Source organism: Streptomyces coerulescens (genome assembly GCF_042657965.1).
Lineage (GTDB): Bacteria > Actinomycetota > Actinomycetes > Streptomycetales > Streptomycetaceae > Streptomyces > Streptomyces coerulescens.
Genome location: NZ_JBHSKM010000039.1, coordinates 30,963 through 49,783, shown reverse-complemented (window position 1 = coordinate 49,783; position 18,821 = coordinate 30,963). Strand labels below are relative to the sequence as shown.

General features: G+C 72.2%; 17 protein-coding genes. 8 read left to right on the top strand and 9 right to left on the bottom strand.

Annotated elements, in window-relative coordinates; all coding sequences use genetic code 11:
* The first annotated feature begins 91 nt into the window (after positions 1 to 91).
* The 3 genes from ACFPQ9_RS35305 to ACFPQ9_RS35295 all read left to right on the top strand — a co-directional run bounded on the left by ACFPQ9_RS35305 (position 92) and on the right by ACFPQ9_RS35295 (position 3,790).
* On the top strand, positions 92 to 1,513 hold the full coding sequence (locus ACFPQ9_RS35305; RefSeq protein WP_380862585.1) for an HtaA domain-containing protein: 1,422 nt from the start codon (positions 92 to 94) through the stop codon (positions 1,511 to 1,513).
* A gap of 77 nt (positions 1,514 to 1,590) precedes the next feature.
* Entirely contained in the window at positions 1,591 to 3,102 is a 1,512-nt protein-coding gene (locus ACFPQ9_RS35300; RefSeq protein ID WP_380862583.1) for an HtaA domain-containing protein, read from the top strand.
* Between the two features lie 43 nt (positions 3,103 to 3,145).
* Positions 3,146 to 3,790 carry a PhzF family phenazine biosynthesis protein gene (locus ACFPQ9_RS35295; protein ID WP_380862581.1) on the top strand — a complete coding sequence of 215 codons (645 nt, stop codon included), beginning with the start codon at positions 3,146 to 3,148 and terminating at the stop codon, positions 3,788 to 3,790.
* Positions 3,791 to 3,805: 15 nt separating this feature from the next.
* Here the strand turns inward: ACFPQ9_RS35295 and ACFPQ9_RS35290 are convergent, their stop codons facing one another.
* Positions 3,806 to 4,453, bottom strand: coding sequence for a biliverdin-producing heme oxygenase (locus ACFPQ9_RS35290; RefSeq protein WP_380862579.1), 648 nt, complete (start codon positions 4,451 to 4,453; stop codon positions 3,806 to 3,808).
* A gap of 120 nt (positions 4,454 to 4,573) precedes the next feature.
* Positions 4,574 to 5,431, bottom strand: a complete 858-nt coding sequence (map, locus tag ACFPQ9_RS35285; protein WP_380862577.1) for a type I methionyl aminopeptidase — start codon at positions 5,429 to 5,431, stop codon at positions 4,574 to 4,576.
* A 69-nt stretch (positions 5,432 to 5,500) separates the two neighbouring features.
* On the opposite strand from map, the gene ACFPQ9_RS35280 reads away from it, so the two are divergent.
* Positions 5,501 to 5,731 (top strand): hypothetical protein, encoded by a 231-nt coding sequence (locus tag ACFPQ9_RS35280; protein ID WP_380862575.1) that lies wholly within the window; start codon positions 5,501 to 5,503, stop codon positions 5,729 to 5,731.
* A gap of 10 nt (positions 5,732 to 5,741) precedes the next feature.
* Here the strand turns inward: ACFPQ9_RS35280 and ACFPQ9_RS35275 are convergent, their stop codons facing one another.
* Positions 5,742 to 7,088 carry an MFS transporter gene (locus ACFPQ9_RS35275; protein ID WP_380862573.1) on the bottom strand — a complete coding sequence of 449 codons (1,347 nt, stop codon included), beginning with the start codon at positions 7,086 to 7,088 and terminating at the stop codon, positions 5,742 to 5,744.
* Positions 7,089 to 7,252: 164 nt separating this feature from the next.
* Positions 7,253 to 7,855 carry a hypothetical protein gene (locus tag ACFPQ9_RS35270; RefSeq protein ID WP_380862571.1) on the bottom strand — a complete coding sequence of 201 codons (603 nt, stop codon included), beginning with the start codon at positions 7,853 to 7,855 and terminating at the stop codon, positions 7,253 to 7,255.
* 131 nt (positions 7,856 to 7,986) lie between these two features.
* On the opposite strand from ACFPQ9_RS35270, the gene ACFPQ9_RS35265 reads away from it, so the two are divergent.
* The 3 genes from ACFPQ9_RS35265 to ACFPQ9_RS35255 are packed head-to-tail and all read left to right on the top strand — an operon-like array spanning position 7,987 to position 10,062.
* Positions 7,987 to 9,060 carry a sialidase family protein gene (locus tag ACFPQ9_RS35265; RefSeq protein ID WP_380862569.1) on the top strand — a complete coding sequence of 358 codons (1,074 nt, stop codon included), beginning with the start codon at positions 7,987 to 7,989 and terminating at the stop codon, positions 9,058 to 9,060.
* A 37-nt stretch (positions 9,061 to 9,097) separates the two neighbouring features.
* Entirely contained in the window at positions 9,098 to 9,823 is a 726-nt protein-coding gene (npdG, locus tag ACFPQ9_RS35260) for an NADPH-dependent F420 reductase (protein WP_380862567.1), read from the top strand.
* Between the two features lie 53 nt (positions 9,824 to 9,876).
* Positions 9,877 to 10,062, top strand: coding sequence for a hypothetical protein (locus ACFPQ9_RS35255; protein ID WP_380862565.1), 186 nt, complete (start codon positions 9,877 to 9,879; stop codon positions 10,060 to 10,062).
* Position 10,063: 1 nt separating this feature from the next.
* Here the strand turns inward: ACFPQ9_RS35255 and ACFPQ9_RS35250 are convergent, their stop codons facing one another.
* A complete protein-coding gene (locus tag ACFPQ9_RS35250) occupies positions 10,064 to 10,864 on the bottom strand; it encodes a site-2 protease family protein (protein ID WP_380862563.1) in 801 nt (266 codons plus the stop codon).
* A 218-nt stretch (positions 10,865 to 11,082) separates the two neighbouring features.
* On the opposite strand from ACFPQ9_RS35250, the gene ACFPQ9_RS35245 reads away from it, so the two are divergent.
* Positions 11,083 to 14,961 carry an AfsR/SARP family transcriptional regulator gene (locus ACFPQ9_RS35245; RefSeq protein WP_380862561.1) on the top strand — a complete coding sequence of 1,293 codons (3,879 nt, stop codon included), beginning with the start codon at positions 11,083 to 11,085 and terminating at the stop codon, positions 14,959 to 14,961.
* Between the two features lie 19 nt (positions 14,962 to 14,980).
* Here ACFPQ9_RS35245 and ACFPQ9_RS35240 read toward each other — a convergent pair whose 3' ends face one another.
* The 4 genes from ACFPQ9_RS35240 to ACFPQ9_RS35225 all read right to left on the bottom strand — a co-directional run bounded on the left by ACFPQ9_RS35240 (position 14,981) and on the right by ACFPQ9_RS35225 (position 18,760).
* Positions 14,981 to 15,802, bottom strand: coding sequence for an ABC transporter permease (locus tag ACFPQ9_RS35240; RefSeq protein ID WP_380862559.1), 822 nt, complete (start codon positions 15,800 to 15,802; stop codon positions 14,981 to 14,983).
* Positions 15,799 to 16,824 (bottom strand): ATP-binding cassette domain-containing protein, encoded by a 1,026-nt coding sequence (locus ACFPQ9_RS35235; RefSeq protein WP_380862557.1) that lies wholly within the window; start codon positions 16,822 to 16,824, stop codon positions 15,799 to 15,801. The genes ACFPQ9_RS35240 and ACFPQ9_RS35235 overlap by 4 nt, the downstream gene beginning before the upstream one ends.
* 67 nt (positions 16,825 to 16,891) lie before the next feature.
* Complete coding sequence (locus ACFPQ9_RS35230) at positions 16,892 to 17,941, bottom strand: endonuclease/exonuclease/phosphatase family protein (RefSeq protein ID WP_380862555.1); 1,050 nt, start codon at positions 17,939 to 17,941, stop codon at positions 16,892 to 16,894.
* 189 nt (positions 17,942 to 18,130) lie between these two features.
* Positions 18,131 to 18,760, bottom strand: a complete 630-nt coding sequence (locus ACFPQ9_RS35225) for a TetR/AcrR family transcriptional regulator (protein WP_380862553.1) — start codon at positions 18,758 to 18,760, stop codon at positions 18,131 to 18,133.
* Positions 18,761 to 18,821: the final 61 nt, after the last annotated feature.

Below are 18,821 nucleotides of genomic sequence, written 5' to 3'. Positions count from 1 at the left end.
GGTCCACTGCCGTTCCGGCAGAGCAAAGCTTAGGTTAGCCTTACCTTCGTTCGCTACCGGTCGTCGTGTCCGTCGTCTCGGAGGGCCTCTCATGCCTGCCCCTGCCCGTGCTCTGGTCGCCGTGCTCTGCGCGGCCGTACTCGGTGCCCTGCTCCCGGCCACGGCCGCGCACGCCGCGAGCCGAACCGTGCAGGGAGGCAGGCTGGACTGGGGCGTCAAATCCTCCTTCCAGAGCTATGTCACCGGGCCCATCGCGCAAGGGAGTTACTCCCTGACCGGCGGCGCGGCGACCGTGGGCAGCGGCGGCTTCCGCTTCCATTCGGCGACGGGGACGTACGACGGCGACACGGGCGCCTTCCGGGCCTCCTTCTCCGGCGGTGTCCATTTCGTCGGCCACCGCACGGACGCCGGCACCTACCAGCTCGACCTCGCGCTCAGCCGCCCCACCGTCCGCATCTCCGGCTCCACCGGAACCCTCTACGTGGACGTCACCAGCAAGGCGAAGGGCACCGGGACGGTCACGACGTCCCGTCGGGTGCCCTTCGCCGCCCTCTCCCTGAGCGGGATCGACATGCGCGGCGGCGGCGAGGCGGTCGCCCTCGACAACGTCCCCGCCACGCTCACCTCCCAGGGCGCCCGCTCCTTCGCCGGGTACTACACCGCCGGGACCGCCCTCGACCCGGTGAGCCTGTCGGCGGACGTCGTCGCGGCGAAGACCACCGAGCCGACACCCTCGCCCACGCCGACCGCCACCAAGTCCCCCGCGAAGAAGGAGACTTCGGGCAGAAAGCTCGTGGACGGCGCCGTCGACTGGGGCGTGCGCCGCACCTTCCGGGAGTACGTCACCGGTGACATCGCCAAGGGCGAGTGGGCGCTGTCGTCGGGCGCCGAGGACGGCGGCGCGCTGTTCCGGTTCCCCGACGGACGGGGGACGTTCGAGAACGGTGACCTCCGGGCGTCGTTCAAGGGGGCGGTCCGTTTCACCGGGGCGCACGGCCTGGACCTGAGGCTGAGCGGCGTCCGCGTCACGGTCGAGGACGGCAAGGGCACCCTCTCCGCCGATGTGACCGCGGCCGGCTTCACCGGCGACGAGGTGCCCCTGGTCACCTTCACGGCCAAGGACCTGAAGGCCGAGGGCGGCCTGGCGAAGGTCACCGAGGCACCCGCGGAACTCACCGCGCAGGGCACCAAGGCCTTCGGCGGGATGTACCGGGCGGGCACGGGGATGGACCCGGTCTCCCTGGCCGTCGCCACCACCGCCGACGCCGAACTGCCCGCCCTGCCCGATCTGGGCAGCGACCCCACGCCGGCCAAGTCGTCGGCATCGGCCGAGCCGTCCGCCGAACCCGTCGTGAGCGCTTCCGACGACGACGGCAGCGTGCCCGCACTGCCCATCGGCCTCGCGGCCGGGTCGCTGCTGCTGGCCGCCGCGGCCTTCGCGTTCGTCACCGTGCGCCGGCGCCGTACCCGGCCCGCCGCCGAGACCGCCGCGTCCCCGTCCGACGCGGACTGACCGAACTCCACGCCCCGTCCGCTGGGCCGCGATCGGCCACGGCGGACCCACCACCCATCACAAGGAGCCCCCCGCCCATGCCTGCCAACGACCGCAGACGCCGTCCCGTCGTACTCGCCGCCGCCGTCGCCACCGCGGCCACCCTGGGAGCCACCGCGCTCGCCACCCTCGGCGCAGGCCCCGCCTCGGCGGCCGAAGTCCCGCTCAGCGGCTACGAGTTGACGTGGGGCATCAAGCAGTCCTACCGGACCTATGTGACCGGCATGGCGGCCGGCACCTTCACCGCGACGGACGGTGCCTCGCAGGCCGCCGGCAACGGCGCGTTCACCTTCACCGAGGGCACCGGCACCTACGACTCCACCGCCCACACCGTCGACCTCGGCTTCAAGGGCAGCCTGCGGATCGCCTCCACGGCGCACGGCTTCGACCTCACGCTGTCCGACGTGCGGTTCGACAGCGCGGCCGCCGAGATCACCGCCGACGTCACCAAGTCCGGTACGACCACCCAGGACGTGCCGCTCGCCGACGTCACCGTGACCCGGGCGATGACCGACATGACGACCAAACTGACCAAGGAGGCCGCGGACACCTTCGGCAGCCCGGGCTACGAGGGCGCGGAAGGCGACCCGTTGACGGTGGTGCAGAGGACCGCGCCCTCGTCCCCGCCCCCGACGGCCACCCCCACGCAGTCCCCGACCCCGACGGCCACCCCGACCGCCACCGCCACCGCCACCACTCCCGCCACGGAGTCCGCCTCACCCTCCACCAGCGCCGCCCCTTCCGAGCAGGCCCCCGAGGCCCCGGCCCGGGGCGACATGGCCGACGGCACGCTCGACTGGGGCGTCAAGCAGTCCTTCCGTACGTATGTCGTGGGCGGTGTGGCGAAGGGCGAGATCACGACGTCGGGCGGCGCCTCACAGGCCGCGGACAACGGGGTCTTCACCTTCACCGACGCGACGGGGGAGTACGACACCGACGCCGACACCCTCTCCGCGCACTTCAAGGGCGCGGTCACCTTCAAGGGCCACAAGGGCCAGGGCGAGGGCGGCGGTTACGGTCTCGACCTCACGCTGACCAACCTCCGCGCCACCCTCGACGAGGGCACCGGCGAACTCACCGCCGACGTCACCAGCCTCGGCGAGAGGACCGAGGACGCGGTCCTCGCCGACCTGAAGGCGGACGAGCCCGACCTGACCGCGCGGGACGACGTCATCACGGCCGACGACGTGACGGCCACCCTCACCGACGCCGGAGCGAAGGCGTTCGGCGGCTTCTACACCGCCGGCACCGAACTCGACCCGGTCGACCTGGCGGTGGCCCTGACGGCGGACGCCGAACTGCCGGACGACGGCGGCGCGGGCGGCGCTTCGACCGGCGGCGCAGGTTCGACGACCGGCGGCTCATCCGGTACGGCAGGGTCGACCACCGGCGGCACGGGCACGGGATCGACCACCGGCGGCATCACGGGCGGCCTGGCAAGCACCGGCTCCGACGTGCCGGTGGCCGCGCTGGGCACGGCGGCCGCGGTGACCGTGGCGGCCGGTGCGGGCGTGGTGTTCGCGATGCGCAGGCGGCGTACCGAGGCGTAAGCGGGTTTTTCAGCCGGCCGCGGGCAAGTGCTTCAATTCCCCCGTGACTGACTACGACGTCCTGCGCGTCTTCTGCGGGCCGACCGGCGGATACGGCAACGAACTCGGCGTCGTCCGCGAGGGATCCGTACTGCCGGACCCCGCGGAACGACAGGCGTTCGCGGCGAAGCTCGGCTTCAGCGAGACCGTGTTCGTGGACGACCCCGAGCGCGGGGTCATCGACATCTACACGCCCTCCGCGCGGCTGCCGTTCGCCGGGCACCCGTGCGTCGGCACGGCCTGGCTGCTCGACGTGCCCGAACTGATCACTCCGGCGGGGGTGGTGGGGGCGCGCCAGGACGGCGAGTTCTGCTGGATCGAGGCCCGGGCGGAGTGGGCGCCGCCCCGCACCCTGCGGCGGTACGGCAGCGCCGCCGAGGTCGATGATCTCGCCGTGCCCCCCGCCGGGGAGTGGGTGTATGCCTGGGCGTGGGAGGACGAGCCGGGCGGGCGGGTGCGTGCCCGTGGCTTCCCCGGGAGGGGCGACGGCGTCGAGGAGGACGAGGCCACGGGAGCGGCGGCGCTGCTACTGACCGATCAGCTCGGCCGCGCCCTGAACATCACCCAGGGCGCAGGTTCCCAGATCCTCACGGCGCCGCAGCCGGGGGGCTGGGTGGAAATCGGCGGCAGGGTGTTCCTGGAACGCTGACCCGCTGGGCGACGGTCAGGCGGACAGGGGGAACTCCTCACCCAGCGCGCGGAAGACCCCCGTGTTCAGGGCGAACGCCCGCTTGCACTCCGCCACGATCCGCTGCTTCTCCAGGTCGTCCGCGCGGACCGCGTCCAGCAGTTCGCGGTAACTCCGCTTGAACGCGGCCGGGTTGGAGATCTGATCGAAGACGTAGAAGCGGACTCCGTCGCCCTTGCGGGCGAAGCCCCACGTCTTCTCCGCCTTGTCGCGGATGATCTGCCCGCCGGAGAGGTCGCCGAGGTAGCGGGTGTAGTGGTGGGCGACATAGCCGGCCGGCCAGTCGTCGGCGCACTCCCGCACCCGCTCCGCGTACGCCCGGGTCGCCGGGAGTGCCGACAGTCCCGCGCGCCACCGCGGACCGCGCAGATGCGCCAGGTCCCGCTCCAGCGACGCCAGCCGGAACAGCTCCGGCCGGATGAACGGACCGGCCACCGGATCCGACGCCAGCCGCTCGGCGGCGGCCTCCAGCGCCTCGTACACGAACCACAGCTGCTCGGTGTACCGCGCGTACGCGTCCACGCCCAGCCGACCGCCGAGCATGTCGCTCATGAACGTCGTGGTCTCCGCCTGCACGTGCTCTTCGTGGGAGGCGGTGCGGATGACTGTCGAGAAGGAGTCCATGGGAGTATTTTCTGAGGTTAGGCTTACCTAAGTCAATAGGTTTACCGACGTCGTGTCGGTAAAAGCGTACCGAGAAAACCCGCCCTCCGCAGGAGGACGGGTTCCGGGCGATCACCGGGATCAGGGAAGCGTGAGGATCTCCGCCCCGGTCTCCGTCACCACCAGTGTGTGCTCGAACTGCGCGGTGCGCCTGCGGTCCTTCGTGACGACCGTCCAGCCGTCGTCCCACATGTCGTACTCGTGCGTGCCCAGCGTCAGCATCGGCTCGATCGTGAACGTCATCCCGGGCTGGATGACCGTCGTCGCGTGCGGGCTGTCGTAGTGCGGGATGATCAGGCCGGAGTGGAACGACGAGTTGATGCCGTGGCCGGTGAAGTCACGGACCACGCCGTAGCCGAAGCGCTTGGCGTACGACTCGATGACCCGGCCGATGATGTTGATCTGGCGACCCGGCTTGACCGCCTTGATCGCGCGGTTGAGGGACTCGCGGGTGCGCTCCACCAGCAAGCGGCTCTCCTCGTCCACGTCACCCACCAGGTACGTGGCGTTGTTGTCGCCGTGCACCCCGCCGATGTACGCCGTGACATCCAGGTTGATGATGTCGCCGTCGCGCAGGACCGTGGAGTCCGGGATGCCGTGGCAGATGACCTCGTTGAGGCTGGTGCACAGCGACTTCGGGAAGCCGCGGTAGCCGAGCGTGGAGGGGTAGGCGCCGTGGTCGCACATGTACTCGTGCGCCACCTTGTCCAGCTCGTCCGTCGTCACGCCGGGCGCGATCAGCTTCGCCGCCTCGGCCATCGCCCGCGCGGCGATACGGCCGGCGACCCGCATCGCCTCGACGGTCTCCGGGGTCTGCACCTCAGGACCCTTGTACGGGGTCGGTGCGGGCTTGCCGACGTACTCGGGCCGGCGGATGTTTCCGGGTACGGAACGGGTGGGAGACAGCTCCCCTGGTACGAGCAGCGACTGGCCAGACATGCCAGCGAGTCTAAGACAGCGGCCATGGGGGACCATGACCATGGCGAGCTCAGGTGAAAGGAGCGGGTCATGGCCCTGTTCAAGAAGCGCACGGTCGGCAAGCCGGGCGAGTGGTACTACTGCCTCGTCCACAAGAAGGTCGAGGAGGGCCCGGAGTGCCCGGCCAAGGACCGCTTCGGGCCGTACGCCACCCGGGCCGAGGCCCAGCAGGCGATGGACCTGGCGCGCGAACGCAACCTGGAGTGGGAGAACGACCCCAGGTGGCACGACGCCCCCACGGGCCCCGCGGACGAGAACTGATCCCGGCCGGTCAGCCCTCCGCCGGCACCGCCGCGGGCGGCGGCGGTGCGGCGGCCGCCGCCGTCCGCTGCTCCCGCAGCCGTACGGCGTGCTCGTTCGTGCGCGCGTCGTACGTCATCAGCTTCGGCAGGCACAGCGCCAGCAGCCCCACCGCACCCACGCACAGCAGCCCGCCCGACCACACGGACGCCCGTACGCCCCACCACGCGGCGAACCCGCCCGACCTGACCTGGCCGAGGGTCGGTCCGACGGAGTACGACAGCAACTCGATCCCGGCGAGCCGCCCGCGCAGCTCGTCCGGGATCGTCTGGTTCCACATCACCCCGCGGAAGAGCCCGCTGACCATGTCGCAGCCCCCGGCCACCGTCAGGAACAGCAGCACCAGCCAGACGTTGTCCACGACACCCGCGCCCGCGACGGCCACCCCCCACAGGGCCGCCGCCAGCACCACCATCCGCCCGTGCCGGTGGATCCGCCCGGTCCAGCCGCTGCTCACGCTCACCAGCAGCGACCCGAACGGCACCGCCGCGTACATCAGCCCCAGCGACCACTCCGCGTCCAACTCGTCCGCCAGGAACGGCAGCACCGCCAGCGGCATCGCCAGGAACATCGCGGCCAGGTCGATGGCGTAGGTGCCGAGCAACTCCTTGCGGCCCCAGGCGTACCGGGCGCCCTCCGCGATGGCCTTCAGGGACGGCTTCGCCGCCTCGTGCGCGGCGGGGGAGGAGGCCAGCGGAATGATCAGCACGACCGAGACCACGAAGGTCAGCAGATCGGCCGCGTAGGCCCAGCCGAGGCCCGCGTACGCCACCACGACACCTGCCAGCGCCGGTCCCGCGACCCCGCCGACCGTCCAGCGCAGGGCGTTCAGCGAGGCCGCGGCCGGGAGATGGTCGTGGGCCACGATCCGCGGCCACAGCGAGTCGAGCGCCGGGCGCTGCACGGACACCAGCGCCGAGGACAGGGCGGCCACCACGTACAGCGGCCAGACGGCGGGCTCCGGCAGCAGCGCGTTCACCAGCAGCGCCGCGCTCAGTACGCCCTGCCCCACCTCGGTCCACAGGATCAGCCCGCGCTTGTCCAGCGCGTCGGCGAGCGCACCCCCGTACAACCCGAACACGATCAGCGGCACCAGCTCCACGGCCCCGATCGCCCCCACGGCCGCGGCGGACCCGGTGAGCTCCTTGATCTGCACGGGCAGCGCGACGAACGTCAGAAAACTGCCGAAGGTCGTCACCAGCCCCGCCAGCCACAGCCGCCGAAAGTCGGCGGAGGCCCGCCAGGGCGCGAGATCGGGGAGCACGGAGCGGAGGCGGGAGGGACGGGCAGGATCGGACGTGGGGGATTCGGCGGTCACGAGGGGTCATGGTCGGACGGGGTAGGTGGCTGGGGCAACCGGTTTTCGGGTGCGGTCCAGCCGACGCGATGGCAACGCCGCCCAGGGGCGCGGGGAACTGCGCGACCTGCCCCCACACGCCGATGGCCGCCCGACAACAGCAGCCACCCCCACCATCGGCGCATTCACCACCGCGGCGGTGGCGGTGCCGTCAAGGACTCCACCAGCCGCGACAAACGGTCCCGGAACCGCCCGCGCCCCCGCCCGGAGGGCACCGTGTTCTCGCCCGCCCCCGCGCTGACCAGGTGCTGCACGGTGTCCAGGTCCAGCTCGGCGCCCTCGGGCACGACCAGCCGCTCGTGGGCCATGGTCGTCAGCTCCCCCTCGCCGGTGCCCAGCGCCAGCACCGTCGCCCCGGCCCGCCGGGCGTCGTGCACCCGTTCCAGCAGCGGCGCCCCCGGCCGGTCCGGCGACACCACCAGCAGCGTCTCGCCGCGCCGGGCCGCCGCGAGCCGCCCCAGGCCGACCGCCAGATGGGCCGGATCCGAGGCCCGCGCGTCATGCCGTACGAGAGTGGGCGCCAGCTCCGGCGTCCCCGACCACGCGGCCTCGTCGACCAGATGTGCCGCCAGATGCCACGGCTCGTACTCCCGGGTGCCGACCAGCAGCAGCCCACCCCCGTGCGCCACCGCCGACGCCCGCAGCGCCCCCGCGAACCGCCGGGTCGCCCCCAACCACTCGGTTCCGGCGAGTACTTCGCGCAGCAACGCGACACGTACGGCATCCATGCGACCGCATCCTGCCCTAACCGACCACTCGTGACCCGGAGTTCACCACGAATTCGCCCAACCTGGGCAGACGCCTTCGTTATCCCGCTCAACCACCTGCCGTGGTGATACCGGCCATCCGAGGAGCCCCCATGACAGAGACCAGCGTCCCCTTCCGCGCCGGCCAAGAGGGCTACGCGAGCTTCCGCATCCCGGCCGTCGTCGCCACCTCCACCGGCACCCTCCTCGCCTTCTGCGAGGGCCGGGTCAACTCCTCCGCCGACCACGGGCACATCGACATCGTGCTGAAGCGTTCGACGGACGGCGGACGCACCTGGGGGCCCCTGGCGGTGGTGGCCGACAACAACTACCACCTGGCGGGCAACCCCGCCCCGGTCGTCCTGGACACCGGCCGCATCCTGCTCGTCTACATCCGCAACCACGTCACCGCCACCGAGGCCGGCATTCTGCGCGGCGAGGTGAGCGACGCGGACGGCCGCCGGATCTGGGTGCGGCACAGCGACGACGAGGGTGTCACCTGGTCGAGCTCCAAGGAGATCACCGCGCAGGTGAAGAGGCCGGGCTGGCGGTGGTACGCCACCACCCCCGGCCACGCGATCCAGCTGAGCACCGGCCGGGTCGTCGTCCCCGCCAATCACACGATCCCGCCCGCCGGCGACGACATCGGCACGGAGTCCAGATACAACAGCGGCCACTGTCTCCTCAGCGACGACGGGGGCAGCGGCTGGCGCATCGGCTACATCGACGAGAACACCGACGGCTACATCAACGTCAACGAGACCACCGCCGCCGAACTCCCCGACGGCCGCGTCTACTTCAACACCCGCAACGACTCCGTGTCCCCCGGCAACCGCGCCGACGCCTACTCCGAGGACGGCGGCACGACCCTGACGAAGCCCTTCCGCCCACAGGCCGGCCTCGTCGCCCCCATCTGCCAGGCCGGCGTGCTCCAGCTCCGCGACCCCGACGTGCTCCTGTTCTCCGCCCCCGCCGACCCCGGCGCCCGCGCCCTGATGACGATCCGCGCCTCCACCGACCACGGCGTCACCTGGCGCACCGCCTACCCGGTCGACGGACTGCCCGCCGCGTACTCGGACCTGGTCCGGATCGACGAGGACACGGTCGGACTCCTCTACGAGACCGGCGACTTCGGCCCGTACGAGAGCATCACCTTCCGACGGGTGCCCGTGAACCGGCTCACCTGAGCCGTCGGCGCGGGCGGGGCGGACGTAAGGTCGGCCCATGACCTCTACCGACAGTGCACAGCAGCCCACCGACGCGCCCGCGAAGGCCCCCGCCAAGGACCCCTGGGACCTCCCGGACGTCTCCGGGCTCGTCGTCGGCGTGCTCGGTGGGACCGGGCCGCAGGGCAAGGGCCTGGCCTACCGGCTCGCCCGGGCCGGCCAGAAGGTGATCATCGGCTCGCGGGCCGCGGAGCGCGCCCGGGCCGCCGCGGAGGAACTGGGCCACGGCATCGAGGGCCACGACAACGCCGAGACCGCCCGCCGCAGCGACATCGTGATCGTCGCCGTGCCGTGGGAGGGCCACGGCAAGACGCTGGAGGCGCTGCGCGAGGACCTCGTCGGCAAGCTGGTCGTCGACTGCGTCAACCCGCTCGGCTTCGACAAGAAGGGCGCCTACGCGCTTCGGCCGGAGGAGGGCAGCGCCGCCGAGCAGGCCGCCGCCCTGCTGCCGGACTCCCGGGTGACGGCCGCCTTCCACCATCTGTCGGCGGTCCTGCTGGAGGACCCGGAGATCGAGGAGATCGACACCGACGTCATGGTGCTCGGCGAGGTCCGCGCCGACGTGGAGATCGTCCAGGCGCTGGCCGGCCGGATCCCCGGCATGCGCGGCATCTTCGCGGGGCGGCTGCGCAATGCCCACCAGGTGGAGGCGCTGGTCGCGAACCTGATCTCGGTGAACCGCCGCTACAAGGCGCACGCGGGGCTCCGCGTCACGGACGTATGAGGCGATGGGGGACACTGTTCCGGTAGCAGTGTCCCCCGAAGGAGCCGAGTGAAATGCCCCGCCTTGGTGTCTATGCCCTGATCGTATGTGTGCTGGCCGTGATCGCGGCCGTGGTCGCCTTCGCGCAGGGCAGCTGGCTGGGGATCGTGTGGGTGCTGCTGGCGGGGCTGTCGTCGAACATGACCTGGTACTACCTCAAGCGGGCCAGGGACGAGCGGCGGGGCTCGGCCACGGGCTGAGTCACCCGCCGACCGAGCAGTACTCGTTGGAGTCCCGCCAGAAGCGGAACAGGTCGTAGCCGCAGTAGGTGTCGCCGTCGCTGATGCCGAGCCCGCGCAGGATCGCGTCGATCACATCGAAGAACCCGCTGTTGATAGACGGCACCCACAGCAGCGCGAACACGAACAGCAGGCCGAACGGGGCGAACGGCTCCACCTGGCGCTTGATGTCGTGCGACAGCCAGGGCTCGATCACGCCGTAGCCGTCCAGGCCAGGGACCGGCAGGAAGTTCAGGATCGCGGCCGTGACCTGGAGCAGCGCGAGGAAGGCGAGCGCGAAGCGGAAGTCCCTCGGGACGTCGTCGAGGGCGCCCAGCCAGAACGGGGCCGTGCACACCACGGCGAACAGCACGTTCGTCAGCGGGCCCGCCGCCGAGATCAGACTGTGCCGCCAGCGGCCCCGGATCCGGCCGCGCTCGATGAAGACCGCACCGCCCGGCAGACCGATCCCGCCCATGATCACGAAGATGACCGGGAGCACGATGCTGAGCAGCGCGTGCGTGTACTTCAGCGGGTTGAGCGTGAGATAGCCCTTCGCGCCGACCGAGATGTCGCCGCTGTGCAGGGCGGTACGCGCGTGTGCGTACTCGTGCAGACACAGCGACACGATCCAGGCCGCCGTCACGAACAGGAACACGGCCAGCCCGGGCTGCTCGGCGAACCCGGTCCAGGTGGCCCAGCCCGTCACGGCGGTGACGGCCAGGATCCCGACGAAGACGGGGCTGATCCGCCGCTCGCTGCGGCGGCTGAGGGCGGTGGTCATGGGGCTCCCTGAGCTCTTGTGCACGCGGGACCGCGTGGGGACCAGCCCGACCGTACCGGGCGCACGGGGAAAACGTCTCGCGGTGGGGCAGTGGTTCCGGAGAGGGTGGAGCCGAACTGCCCGCCCGCGTCGACCACCGGCCGGGCCGCTCCCGCTCCGTCCGGGCCGCCGCGCCTCGGACCCCAACCCTGTGACCGTCCCCGAGCCCACCAGAGACAATGGACCCCGTGCGCTATCGCATTCTCGGCACCACCCAGGCACTACGCCCCGACGGCCGGACCGTTCCGGTCGGCGGGGCGCGGCTGCGTGCCCTGCTCACCGTGCTGGCGCTGCGCGTCGGACGGACCGTGCCGGTGGGGCTGCTGGTCGACGAGGTGTGGGGCGCGGAGCCGCCCGCCGACGCGACCGGCGCTCTCCAGGCGCTGGTGGGCCGGCTGCGGCGGGCCCTCGGCGCCGACGCCGTCCTCTCGGTGGACGGCGGCTACCGGCTCGCCGCCGCGCCCGACGACGTCGACCTGCACCGCTTCGAGCGGCTCGTCGGCGAGGGCACGCGCGCGCTGGCCGACGGCGACCCCGCGAAGGCGGCCGGCGTCCTCGACGACGCCCTCGCCCTGTGGCACGGCCCCGCCCTCGCCGACCTCCCCGACCACACCGCCGAGGCGGCCCGCCGGGAGACCCGGCGCGTGGACGCCCTGCGCGTCCGCCACACCGCGGCCCTCGCCCTCGGCCAGGCCGAACAGTCGCTGCCCGAGCTGACCGCCCTGTGCGACGCCCACCCCCTGGACGAACCCCTCCAGGCCCTGCGTCTGCGCGCCCTGCGCGACACGGGCCGCACGGCGGAGGCCCTGGCCGCCTACGAGGACGTACGCCGCCTGCTGGCATCCCGCCTCGGCTCGGACCCGGGCCCGGAACTACGCTCCCTGCACGCGGAGTTGCTCCACCCACAGCCACCGGCCCCGAAGGGGCCCAACGCCCCCACCACCTCCCACAAGCCGCCCACACCCCCCTCCAACGCCTCCACCCACGGCGCTCCACGCCCGGGATCCGGTGAGCGGCACGCTCCGGGCCCGTGGGTCGACCCTCGCCTGTCCGCCGATCCCGGCGAGGTGCACGCGCCGGGTTCCTGGGCGGAGCGTGGCGCGTCTGCCGGTGCTGGTGCGGGGTCCGGCGAGCCGCCCGTTCCCGGTTCCTGGGCGGACCCCGGTGCGGCAGCCCAGCCTGGCGCCCCCGCTCGTTCCCGCGGGGCGCACGCTCCCGGATCCCGGGTCGGCCCGGGTGCGCCCGCCGACCCCGATGCCCATGCGTCGGCCGGGTACCACGAGGGGCATGCTCACGGCTCCGGTGTGCCCGCGCACGGCGTCCGCCGTACCACTCGCCCCCACCCCCTCGACTCCCCGACCCGCGTGGACGAAGCCGCCCGTCGGGCCGCCGGCGATGGTCTCCCCGGCACCCCTGGGCCGGCCGGCAGGACCGCTCCGCCCCCGCCGGCCGGTACAGCCACGCAGGCTCCGGCGGCCGGCAGGATCAATCCGGCCTCGGCCACTCAGCCCGCGCCCACCGGCCCGTCCACCCCGCCCCCGCCGGCCGGCAATCTCCGTGCCCGGCTCACCTCCTTCGTCGGACGTGAACCCGATATCGAGGCCATCCGTGGGGATCTGGGCGGCGCCCGTCTCGTCACCCTGCTCGGCCCCGGTGGCGCCGGGAAGACGCGGTTGTCGCAGGAGGCCGCCGAGCGGGTGCGGGACGGTGTGCCGGACGGGGTGTGGCTGGCCGAGCTCGCGCCGGTCGACGACCCCGTGGCCGTACCGGAGGCCGTCCTCACCGCCGTAGGTGCCCGCGAGACCGTGCTGTACGGCGCCGGTGCCGAGGCCATGCGGGCCGGATCCGACCGGTTCGACGACCCCGTCGAGCGGCTCGCCGAGCACTGCGGCACGCGCCGCATGCTGCTGATCCTCGACAACTGCGAACATGTCGTCGAGGCCGCCGCCCGCCTCGTCGAGGAACTGCTGGAGCGCTGCCCGAGACTGACGGTCATGGCCACCAGCCGCGAACCCCTCGGCGTACCGGGGGAGTTGCTGCGCCCCGTGGACCCGCTGCCCGAGCCGGTCGCGCTGCGGCTGCTCGCCGACCGGGGGGCCGCCGCACGGCCGGGGTTCCGGATCGAGGACGACCCGGAAGGGTGCGCCGAGATCTGCCGGCGGCTCGACGGCCTGCCCCTCGCCATCGAACTCGCCGCCGCCCGGCTGCGCGTGCTCACCCCCCGCCAGATCGCCGACCGGCTCGACGACCGCTTCCGGCTGCTCACCTCCGGCAGCCGTACCGTCCTGCCCCGCCAGCAGACGCTGCGGGCCGTCGTCGACTGGTCCTGGGAACTGCTCGACGACGGCGAACGGGAGGTGCTGCGGCGGCTGTCGGTCTTCGCGGGCGGCTGCGACCTCGCCGCCGCCGAGGCGGTGTGCGGGCCGTCCGCCCTGGAGGCGCTCGGTTCCCTCGTCGACAAGTCCCTCGTGGTCGCGGCGCCGCTGCCCGGCAAGGGCACCGACGGCGAGATGCGCTACCGGCTCCTGGAGACCGTCGCCGAATACGCGGGCGAACGGCTCGACGAGGCCGGTCAGCGCGCGGAGGCCGGGCGCGCGCATCTGACGTACTACCGCGAACTCGCCCGCACCACCGACCCGTTGCTGCGCGGCCCCGGCCAGCTCGCCGCCGTGGCGCGGCTGGAGCGCGAGTACGAGAACCTGCGCACCGCCCTTCGCCACGCCGTCGCCGGCCGCGAGGAGCAGGAGGCGATGTGCATGATCCTGTCCCTGGCCTGGTACTGGCAGATGCGCGACCTGAAGACCGAGGCCCGTAACTGGTCCCGCGAGGTCATGGTCCTCGGCCCCGACCCGTTCCCCGAGACGCCACGGCCCGCCGCCCCCGTCTGGGAACGCTGCACGGACAGCCCGCCGCCGTGGACCGGGGAGGTCCTCGCCGAGGCCCGGCGCGGGGTGCATCTGGTTCATCTCGCCTGTATGGACACCGAGTTGGACGCCTGGCAGACCCCCGAGGCGCAGACGAAGCTGCGCTCCATCGCCGCCACCTACGAGCCCGGCCAGCCGCAGACCTGCCGCGTCCCCGGCATGCTCTGGTTCTTCGCCGTCATGCTCTCCGGCGACGTGGCGCGGCTGCGGACGATCGCCGACGCCACCGTCCGCACCTCCCGGGAGACACCCGGCTACGAGTGGGAGCTCGCCGCCGGCCTGCACTGGCGCGCCAACCTGTACGCCAACCGCAGCGACTGGGCGGGCGACGCGACCCGGGACGCCGAGGAGTCGCTGGAGATCTACCGGCGGCTCGGCGATCTGTGGGGCACCGCCGAGGCGTTCTCCGCGCGGGCCGAGGCCCATGAACGCACGGGCCGGCACGACCTTGCGGCCGCCGACTACCGGCAGGCCATCGAGATCGCCGAGCGTCTCGGCGCCCGCGCCCAGCAGTCGGTCCTCAAGGCCCGGCTCGGCAGCGCGCTGCTGGAGACCGGCGAGCTTGAGGAAGGCGAACGGCTGCTGCGCGAGGTGATCGCGGGGCCGGAGGGCGCGGCCAACGAGGCGATGCCCGCCGCGCGGCTCTTCCTCGCCGGGTGGCTCGCCATGACCGACCGGACCACCGAGTCGCGCGAGCAGATCAGGCTGCTGCGCGAGCAGTTCAAGATCGCCCATTTCGTCATCTTCGACGGCTTCATCCTCGGCATGGAAGCCTTCGTGGAGGTGGCCGACGAACACTACGAGGCCGGCCTGGACAAGGTCCGCGGCGCCCTGGAGCGGGCCGAGGACCCGCTGTCGCAGGCCATCGCCCCGCACATGCGCGCGATGTACCTGCACATCGCCGCGGTCGCCCTGGCCGGCGTCGACGGCGGGAGCCGGGCCCGCGACGGGGCCCGCTGCCTCGCCGCCGGCGACGCGCTGCTGCCGGACAACCACGCCCCGACGACCGTGGAACGCCGGACACACGCCGGTGCCACCCGGGCGCTGCGCGGCGTGCTCGGCGACGCCGCCTTCGAGTCCGCGTACGCGCAAGGCGGCGGACTCTCCCCCCAGGAGGCCGCCGCCCTGGTCTGACCCCCGTCCGGGACCGGCGTCAGCTCTTCGTGCGGAACTTGTGGATCGCGATCGGCGCCATGACCGCCGTGATGGCCACCGACCAGCCGAGCGTCACCCACAGGTCGTCGGCGACCGGACCGCCCACCATCAGGCCGCGCGAGGCGTCCGCGAGGGTGGACAGCGGGTTGTAGTCGGTGAAGCCCTGGAGCCAGCCCGGCATCGAGTTCGTCGGCGCGAAGATCGACGAGCCGAACTGGAGCGGGAACAGCACCAGGAAGCCCATCGCCTGCACGGACTGCGCGTTCTTCATGATCACGCCCAGGGTGAGGAACACCCACATGATCGACGAGGCGAACGCGGTGGACAGGGCCACCGTCGCGAACAGGCCCGGCCAGCTGGTGATGTCGAAGCCGACCAGGACGGCGACGATCATCAGTACGGCCGTGGCGAACAGCATCCGCAGCAGTTCCACGGAGATCTTCGCGAAGAGCACCGAGCCGCGTCCGATGGGCAGGGACCGGAAGCGGTCCATGACACCGGAGTTGAAGTCCTGGCTGAAGCCGGTGCCGACGCCCTGGGAGAGCGTCATGCTCATCATCGCGATCATGCCGGGGATCACGTACTGGACGTACTGGTCCTGGCCGCCGCCCAGCGCCTGTCCGATCGAGCCGCCGAAGACGAACACGAACAGCAGGGTGAAGATGACCGGCATCAGCAGCGCGTCGGCCATCGACTCCGGGTCCTGCCGGATCCACAGCAGGTTGCGGCGCACGAGCGCGCCGGTGTGCCGCAGGTGCCCGCGCAGCGGGATGCGCGCGTCGTCCTTGATGCCGGCGTCGGTCATGGTGGTGGCGCTCATACGGCGACCTCCTCGCGGTCGTCGACGGGCACGGTGTCCTGCGGGGCACTGGCGCGGTGGCCGGTGAGGGACAGGAACACCTCGTCGAGGCTGGGCAGTTCGGTGGTGATGGAGGCGAGCGTGATGCCGCGGGAGGTGATGGCGCCGACGACGGCGGTCAGCTGCTCGTCGCTGAGGATCGGGATCAGCAGGGTGCCGCCGGCGGTGTCCACGGTGGTGGCGGCGAGCCCGGTGATGCCGAGCTCGTCGAGGTACCCGGCGAGCGGGCGCAGCTGGAGCGGGTCGACCGGGCGGACCCTGAGCGTCCGCCCGCCCACCTTGGCCTTGAGCTCCTCGATGCCGCCGCCGGCGACGACCTTTCCCCGGTCGACGACGGTCAGCTCGGTGGCGAGCTGCTCGGCCTCCTCCATGTACTGCGTGGTCAGCAGCACGGTCACCCCGTCCCCGACCATCGCCTTGACCTCGTCCCACACCTCGTTGCGGGTGCGCGGGTCGAGCCCGGTGGTGGGCTCGTCGAGGAACAGCACGGCCGGCCGTCCGATCATGGAGGCGGCCAGGTCGAGCCGTCGCCGCATACCGCCGGAGTAGGTGGAGGCGGGCCGCTTGGCCGCCTCCGTCAGCGAGAACCGCTCCAGCAGCTCATCGGCACGCCTGCGTGCCTCCTTGCGGGGCAGGTCCAGCAGCCGCCCGATCAGATACAGGTTCTCCCACCCGGGGAGCTTCTCGTCCACGGAGGCGTACTGCCCGGTCAGCCCGATCACCCGGCGCAGCTGCCGCGGCTGGCGCACGACGTCGTACCCGACGACGGTCGCCTGCCCGGAGTCCGGCGCCAGCAGTGTCGACAGGATCCGCACCAGGGTGGTCTTGCCCGCCCCGTTCGGTCCCAGCACCCCCATGACGGTGCCCTCAGGTACGTCCAGGTCCACACCGTCCAGAGCCTTGGTCTCGCCGTAGTGCTTGACCAACCCCCGCACGGAGACGGCGCTGCTCACGCCGCCCGGCTTCATGTCGATTCGCGTCATGACGACGACGGTGCCAGGCCACACCGACAAACCACCGACAGCCCGCCGACACGACCTACAAGGACACTCAGGACGCGGTGGTGTCGACCTTCACACGCGCCGCCACCGGCAGATGGTCGCTCCCGGTCTCCGGGAGCGTCCACGAGCTCATCGGCTCGATGCCCTTCACCATGATCTGGTCGATCCGGGCCATCGGGAACGACGCCGGCCAGCTGAATCCCATCCCGCTGCCCGAGGCGCCCTGGGTGGAGCGCATCTGGGCGGTGATCGCCCGCAGCGCGCGGTCGTTCATCGTGCCGTTCAGGTCGCCGAGCAGGACGGCCTTGTCGAGCGGCTCGTCGGCGATGGCCTCACCGAGGGCGTCGGCGCTCTTGTCGCGCTGCCGGGCGGTGAACCCGGCCTCCATCTTCACGCGCACCGACGGCAGATGGGCCACGTACACGGCGACCTGCCCGGCAGGCGTGGCCACCGCGGCCCGCATGGCGCGGGTCCAGCCCAGCTGGATGTCGACGGAGCGCACACCGCTCAGCGGGTACTTGCTCCACAGTCCGACCGTGCCCTGCACCGAGTGGTACTTGTACGTCGCGGCCAGCGCCTTCTCGTACGTCGGCACCGCGTCGGTCGTCAGCTCCTCCAGCGCCACGACGTCCGCGCCGGACGCGGCCACGTCCTGGGCGGTGCCGGCCGGATCGGGGTTGTCGGCGTTGACGTTGTGGGTGGCCACCGTCAGATCGCCGCCGGAGCCGGTCTTGTCGGTGAGCTGGCCGCCGAAGAGGTTCAGCCAGACGATCGCCGGAACCAGCACCGCGATCAGCGCGGTCGCGGACCTGCGCACCAGGCCCAGCAGGAACAGCACCGGGACGAACAGGCCCAGCCAGGGCAGGAAGGTCTCGGTCAGGCTGCCGAGGTTGCCGATCACGTTCGGGATCTGCGCGTGCAGCAGCATCACCAGCGCGAGGATCACCGCGAGGGCCGCCAGCACGATGCCGCGCCGCCAGATGCGCGGGTCCCCGCGCCAGCCCGCGGCCAGGCGGTTCAGGCGCCGAAGCCCGGATCCTCTGCGGTCGGGCCCCTGGCCGCCGCTGTCGGTCTCCGTCACGTACGCCTGCTGCGCCATACCGTCGCCTCACTACCTGCCGTGCACTCCGTCGTCCCCCCGCGCCCATGGAAAACCCTAGGGGATGATCGGCTCCGTTCCTGCCGTACTCATGACGGCCGTACGGGGGCGAGGACGTACAAGTCGGCTTCGTGAGTTCCGGTCGACGGTGGGGAAAGCGCGCTCTGTGACGAAACGCGCACATGCGTGCTACGGAGTGCGCGAACTGACGGGCCGTAGACCTTCGAGCACCGCGTCGACCATCTGCTCCGACAGCCCTTCGGGAAGGTCGGCGTCCGGGCGCATGACGGCCCGCACCAGCATCGGGCCGAAGATCATGTCGTTCATCACGTCGACGTCGATGTCCGTGCGCAGCTCGCCGCCCTCCTGTCCGCGGCGCAGGATCGCGTGCTGTGTCCTGCGCCGCGGCTCGACGACGATCGAGTGGTAGGCGTCCCAGATCTTCGGGCTGCGCTTCATCTGGGCGATGACGTTGTGCAGGAGCACCGAGGACCGGGTCATCAGGCCGCGTTGGCGCAACTGCTCCAGCAGCGTCACGAGATCGTCGCGCACGGAGGTGCCGGGCAGTTCGGGGTCCGGGGGCTCGGCGGCGCGTACGACGTCGACGAAGAGCTCCTCCTTGCCGTTCCAGCGGCGGTAGATGGTGGCCTTGCCGACGCCGGCGGTGCGGGCGATGCGCTCGATGGACAGCTCCGCGAGCGGCACGCCCTCCTCCAGCAGTCCGATGACGCCCTCGATGATGGACCGCTCCACGGCCTCGCTGCGGGGGCGGCCCCGGCCGGGTCCGTCCGGCCGGGGATGACTGTCGGCGCGGCTCACTTGGTCGGTCCTTTCCGTGGGGTGTGCTGATTGTCCCCCGGGTACGACTGCGCTCCGCTGG

Excerpts from the sequence above, each read along its gene's own strand:
- ACFPQ9_RS35305 (WP_380862585.1), top strand. The coding sequence starts at position 92 with ATGCCTGCCCCTGCCCGTGCTCTGGTCGCCGTGCTCTGCGCGGCCGTA.
- ACFPQ9_RS35300 (WP_380862583.1), top strand. The coding sequence starts at position 1,591 with ATGCCTGCCAACGACCGCAGACGCCGTCCCGTCGTACTCGCCGCCGCC.
- ACFPQ9_RS35290 (WP_380862579.1), bottom strand. The coding sequence starts at position 4,453 with ATGGACTCCTTCTCGACAGTCATCCGCACCGCCTCCCACGAAGAGCAC.
- map (WP_380862577.1), bottom strand. The coding sequence starts at position 5,431 with ATGTCTGGCCAGTCGCTGCTCGTACCAGGGGAGCTGTCTCCCACCCGT.
- ACFPQ9_RS35280 (WP_380862575.1), top strand. The coding sequence starts at position 5,501 with ATGGCCCTGTTCAAGAAGCGCACGGTCGGCAAGCCGGGCGAGTGGTAC.
- ACFPQ9_RS35270 (WP_380862571.1), bottom strand. The coding sequence starts at position 7,855 with ATGGATGCCGTACGTGTCGCGTTGCTGCGCGAAGTACTCGCCGGAACC.
- ACFPQ9_RS35265 (WP_380862569.1), top strand. The coding sequence starts at position 7,987 with ATGACAGAGACCAGCGTCCCCTTCCGCGCCGGCCAAGAGGGCTACGCG.
- npdG (WP_380862567.1), top strand. The coding sequence starts at position 9,098 with ATGACCTCTACCGACAGTGCACAGCAGCCCACCGACGCGCCCGCGAAG.
- ACFPQ9_RS35255 (WP_380862565.1), top strand. The coding sequence starts at position 9,877 with ATGCCCCGCCTTGGTGTCTATGCCCTGATCGTATGTGTGCTGGCCGTG.
- ACFPQ9_RS35250 (WP_380862563.1), bottom strand. The coding sequence starts at position 10,864 with ATGACCACCGCCCTCAGCCGCCGCAGCGAGCGGCGGATCAGCCCCGTC.
- ACFPQ9_RS35245 (WP_380862561.1), top strand. The coding sequence starts at position 11,083 with ATGGACCCCGTGCGCTATCGCATTCTCGGCACCACCCAGGCACTACGC.
- ACFPQ9_RS35240 (WP_380862559.1), bottom strand. The coding sequence starts at position 15,802 with ATGAGCGCCACCACCATGACCGACGCCGGCATCAAGGACGACGCGCGC.
- ACFPQ9_RS35235 (WP_380862557.1), bottom strand. The coding sequence starts at position 16,824 with ATGACGCGAATCGACATGAAGCCGGGCGGCGTGAGCAGCGCCGTCTCC.
- ACFPQ9_RS35230 (WP_380862555.1), bottom strand. The coding sequence starts at position 17,941 with ATGGCGCAGCAGGCGTACGTGACGGAGACCGACAGCGGCGGCCAGGGG.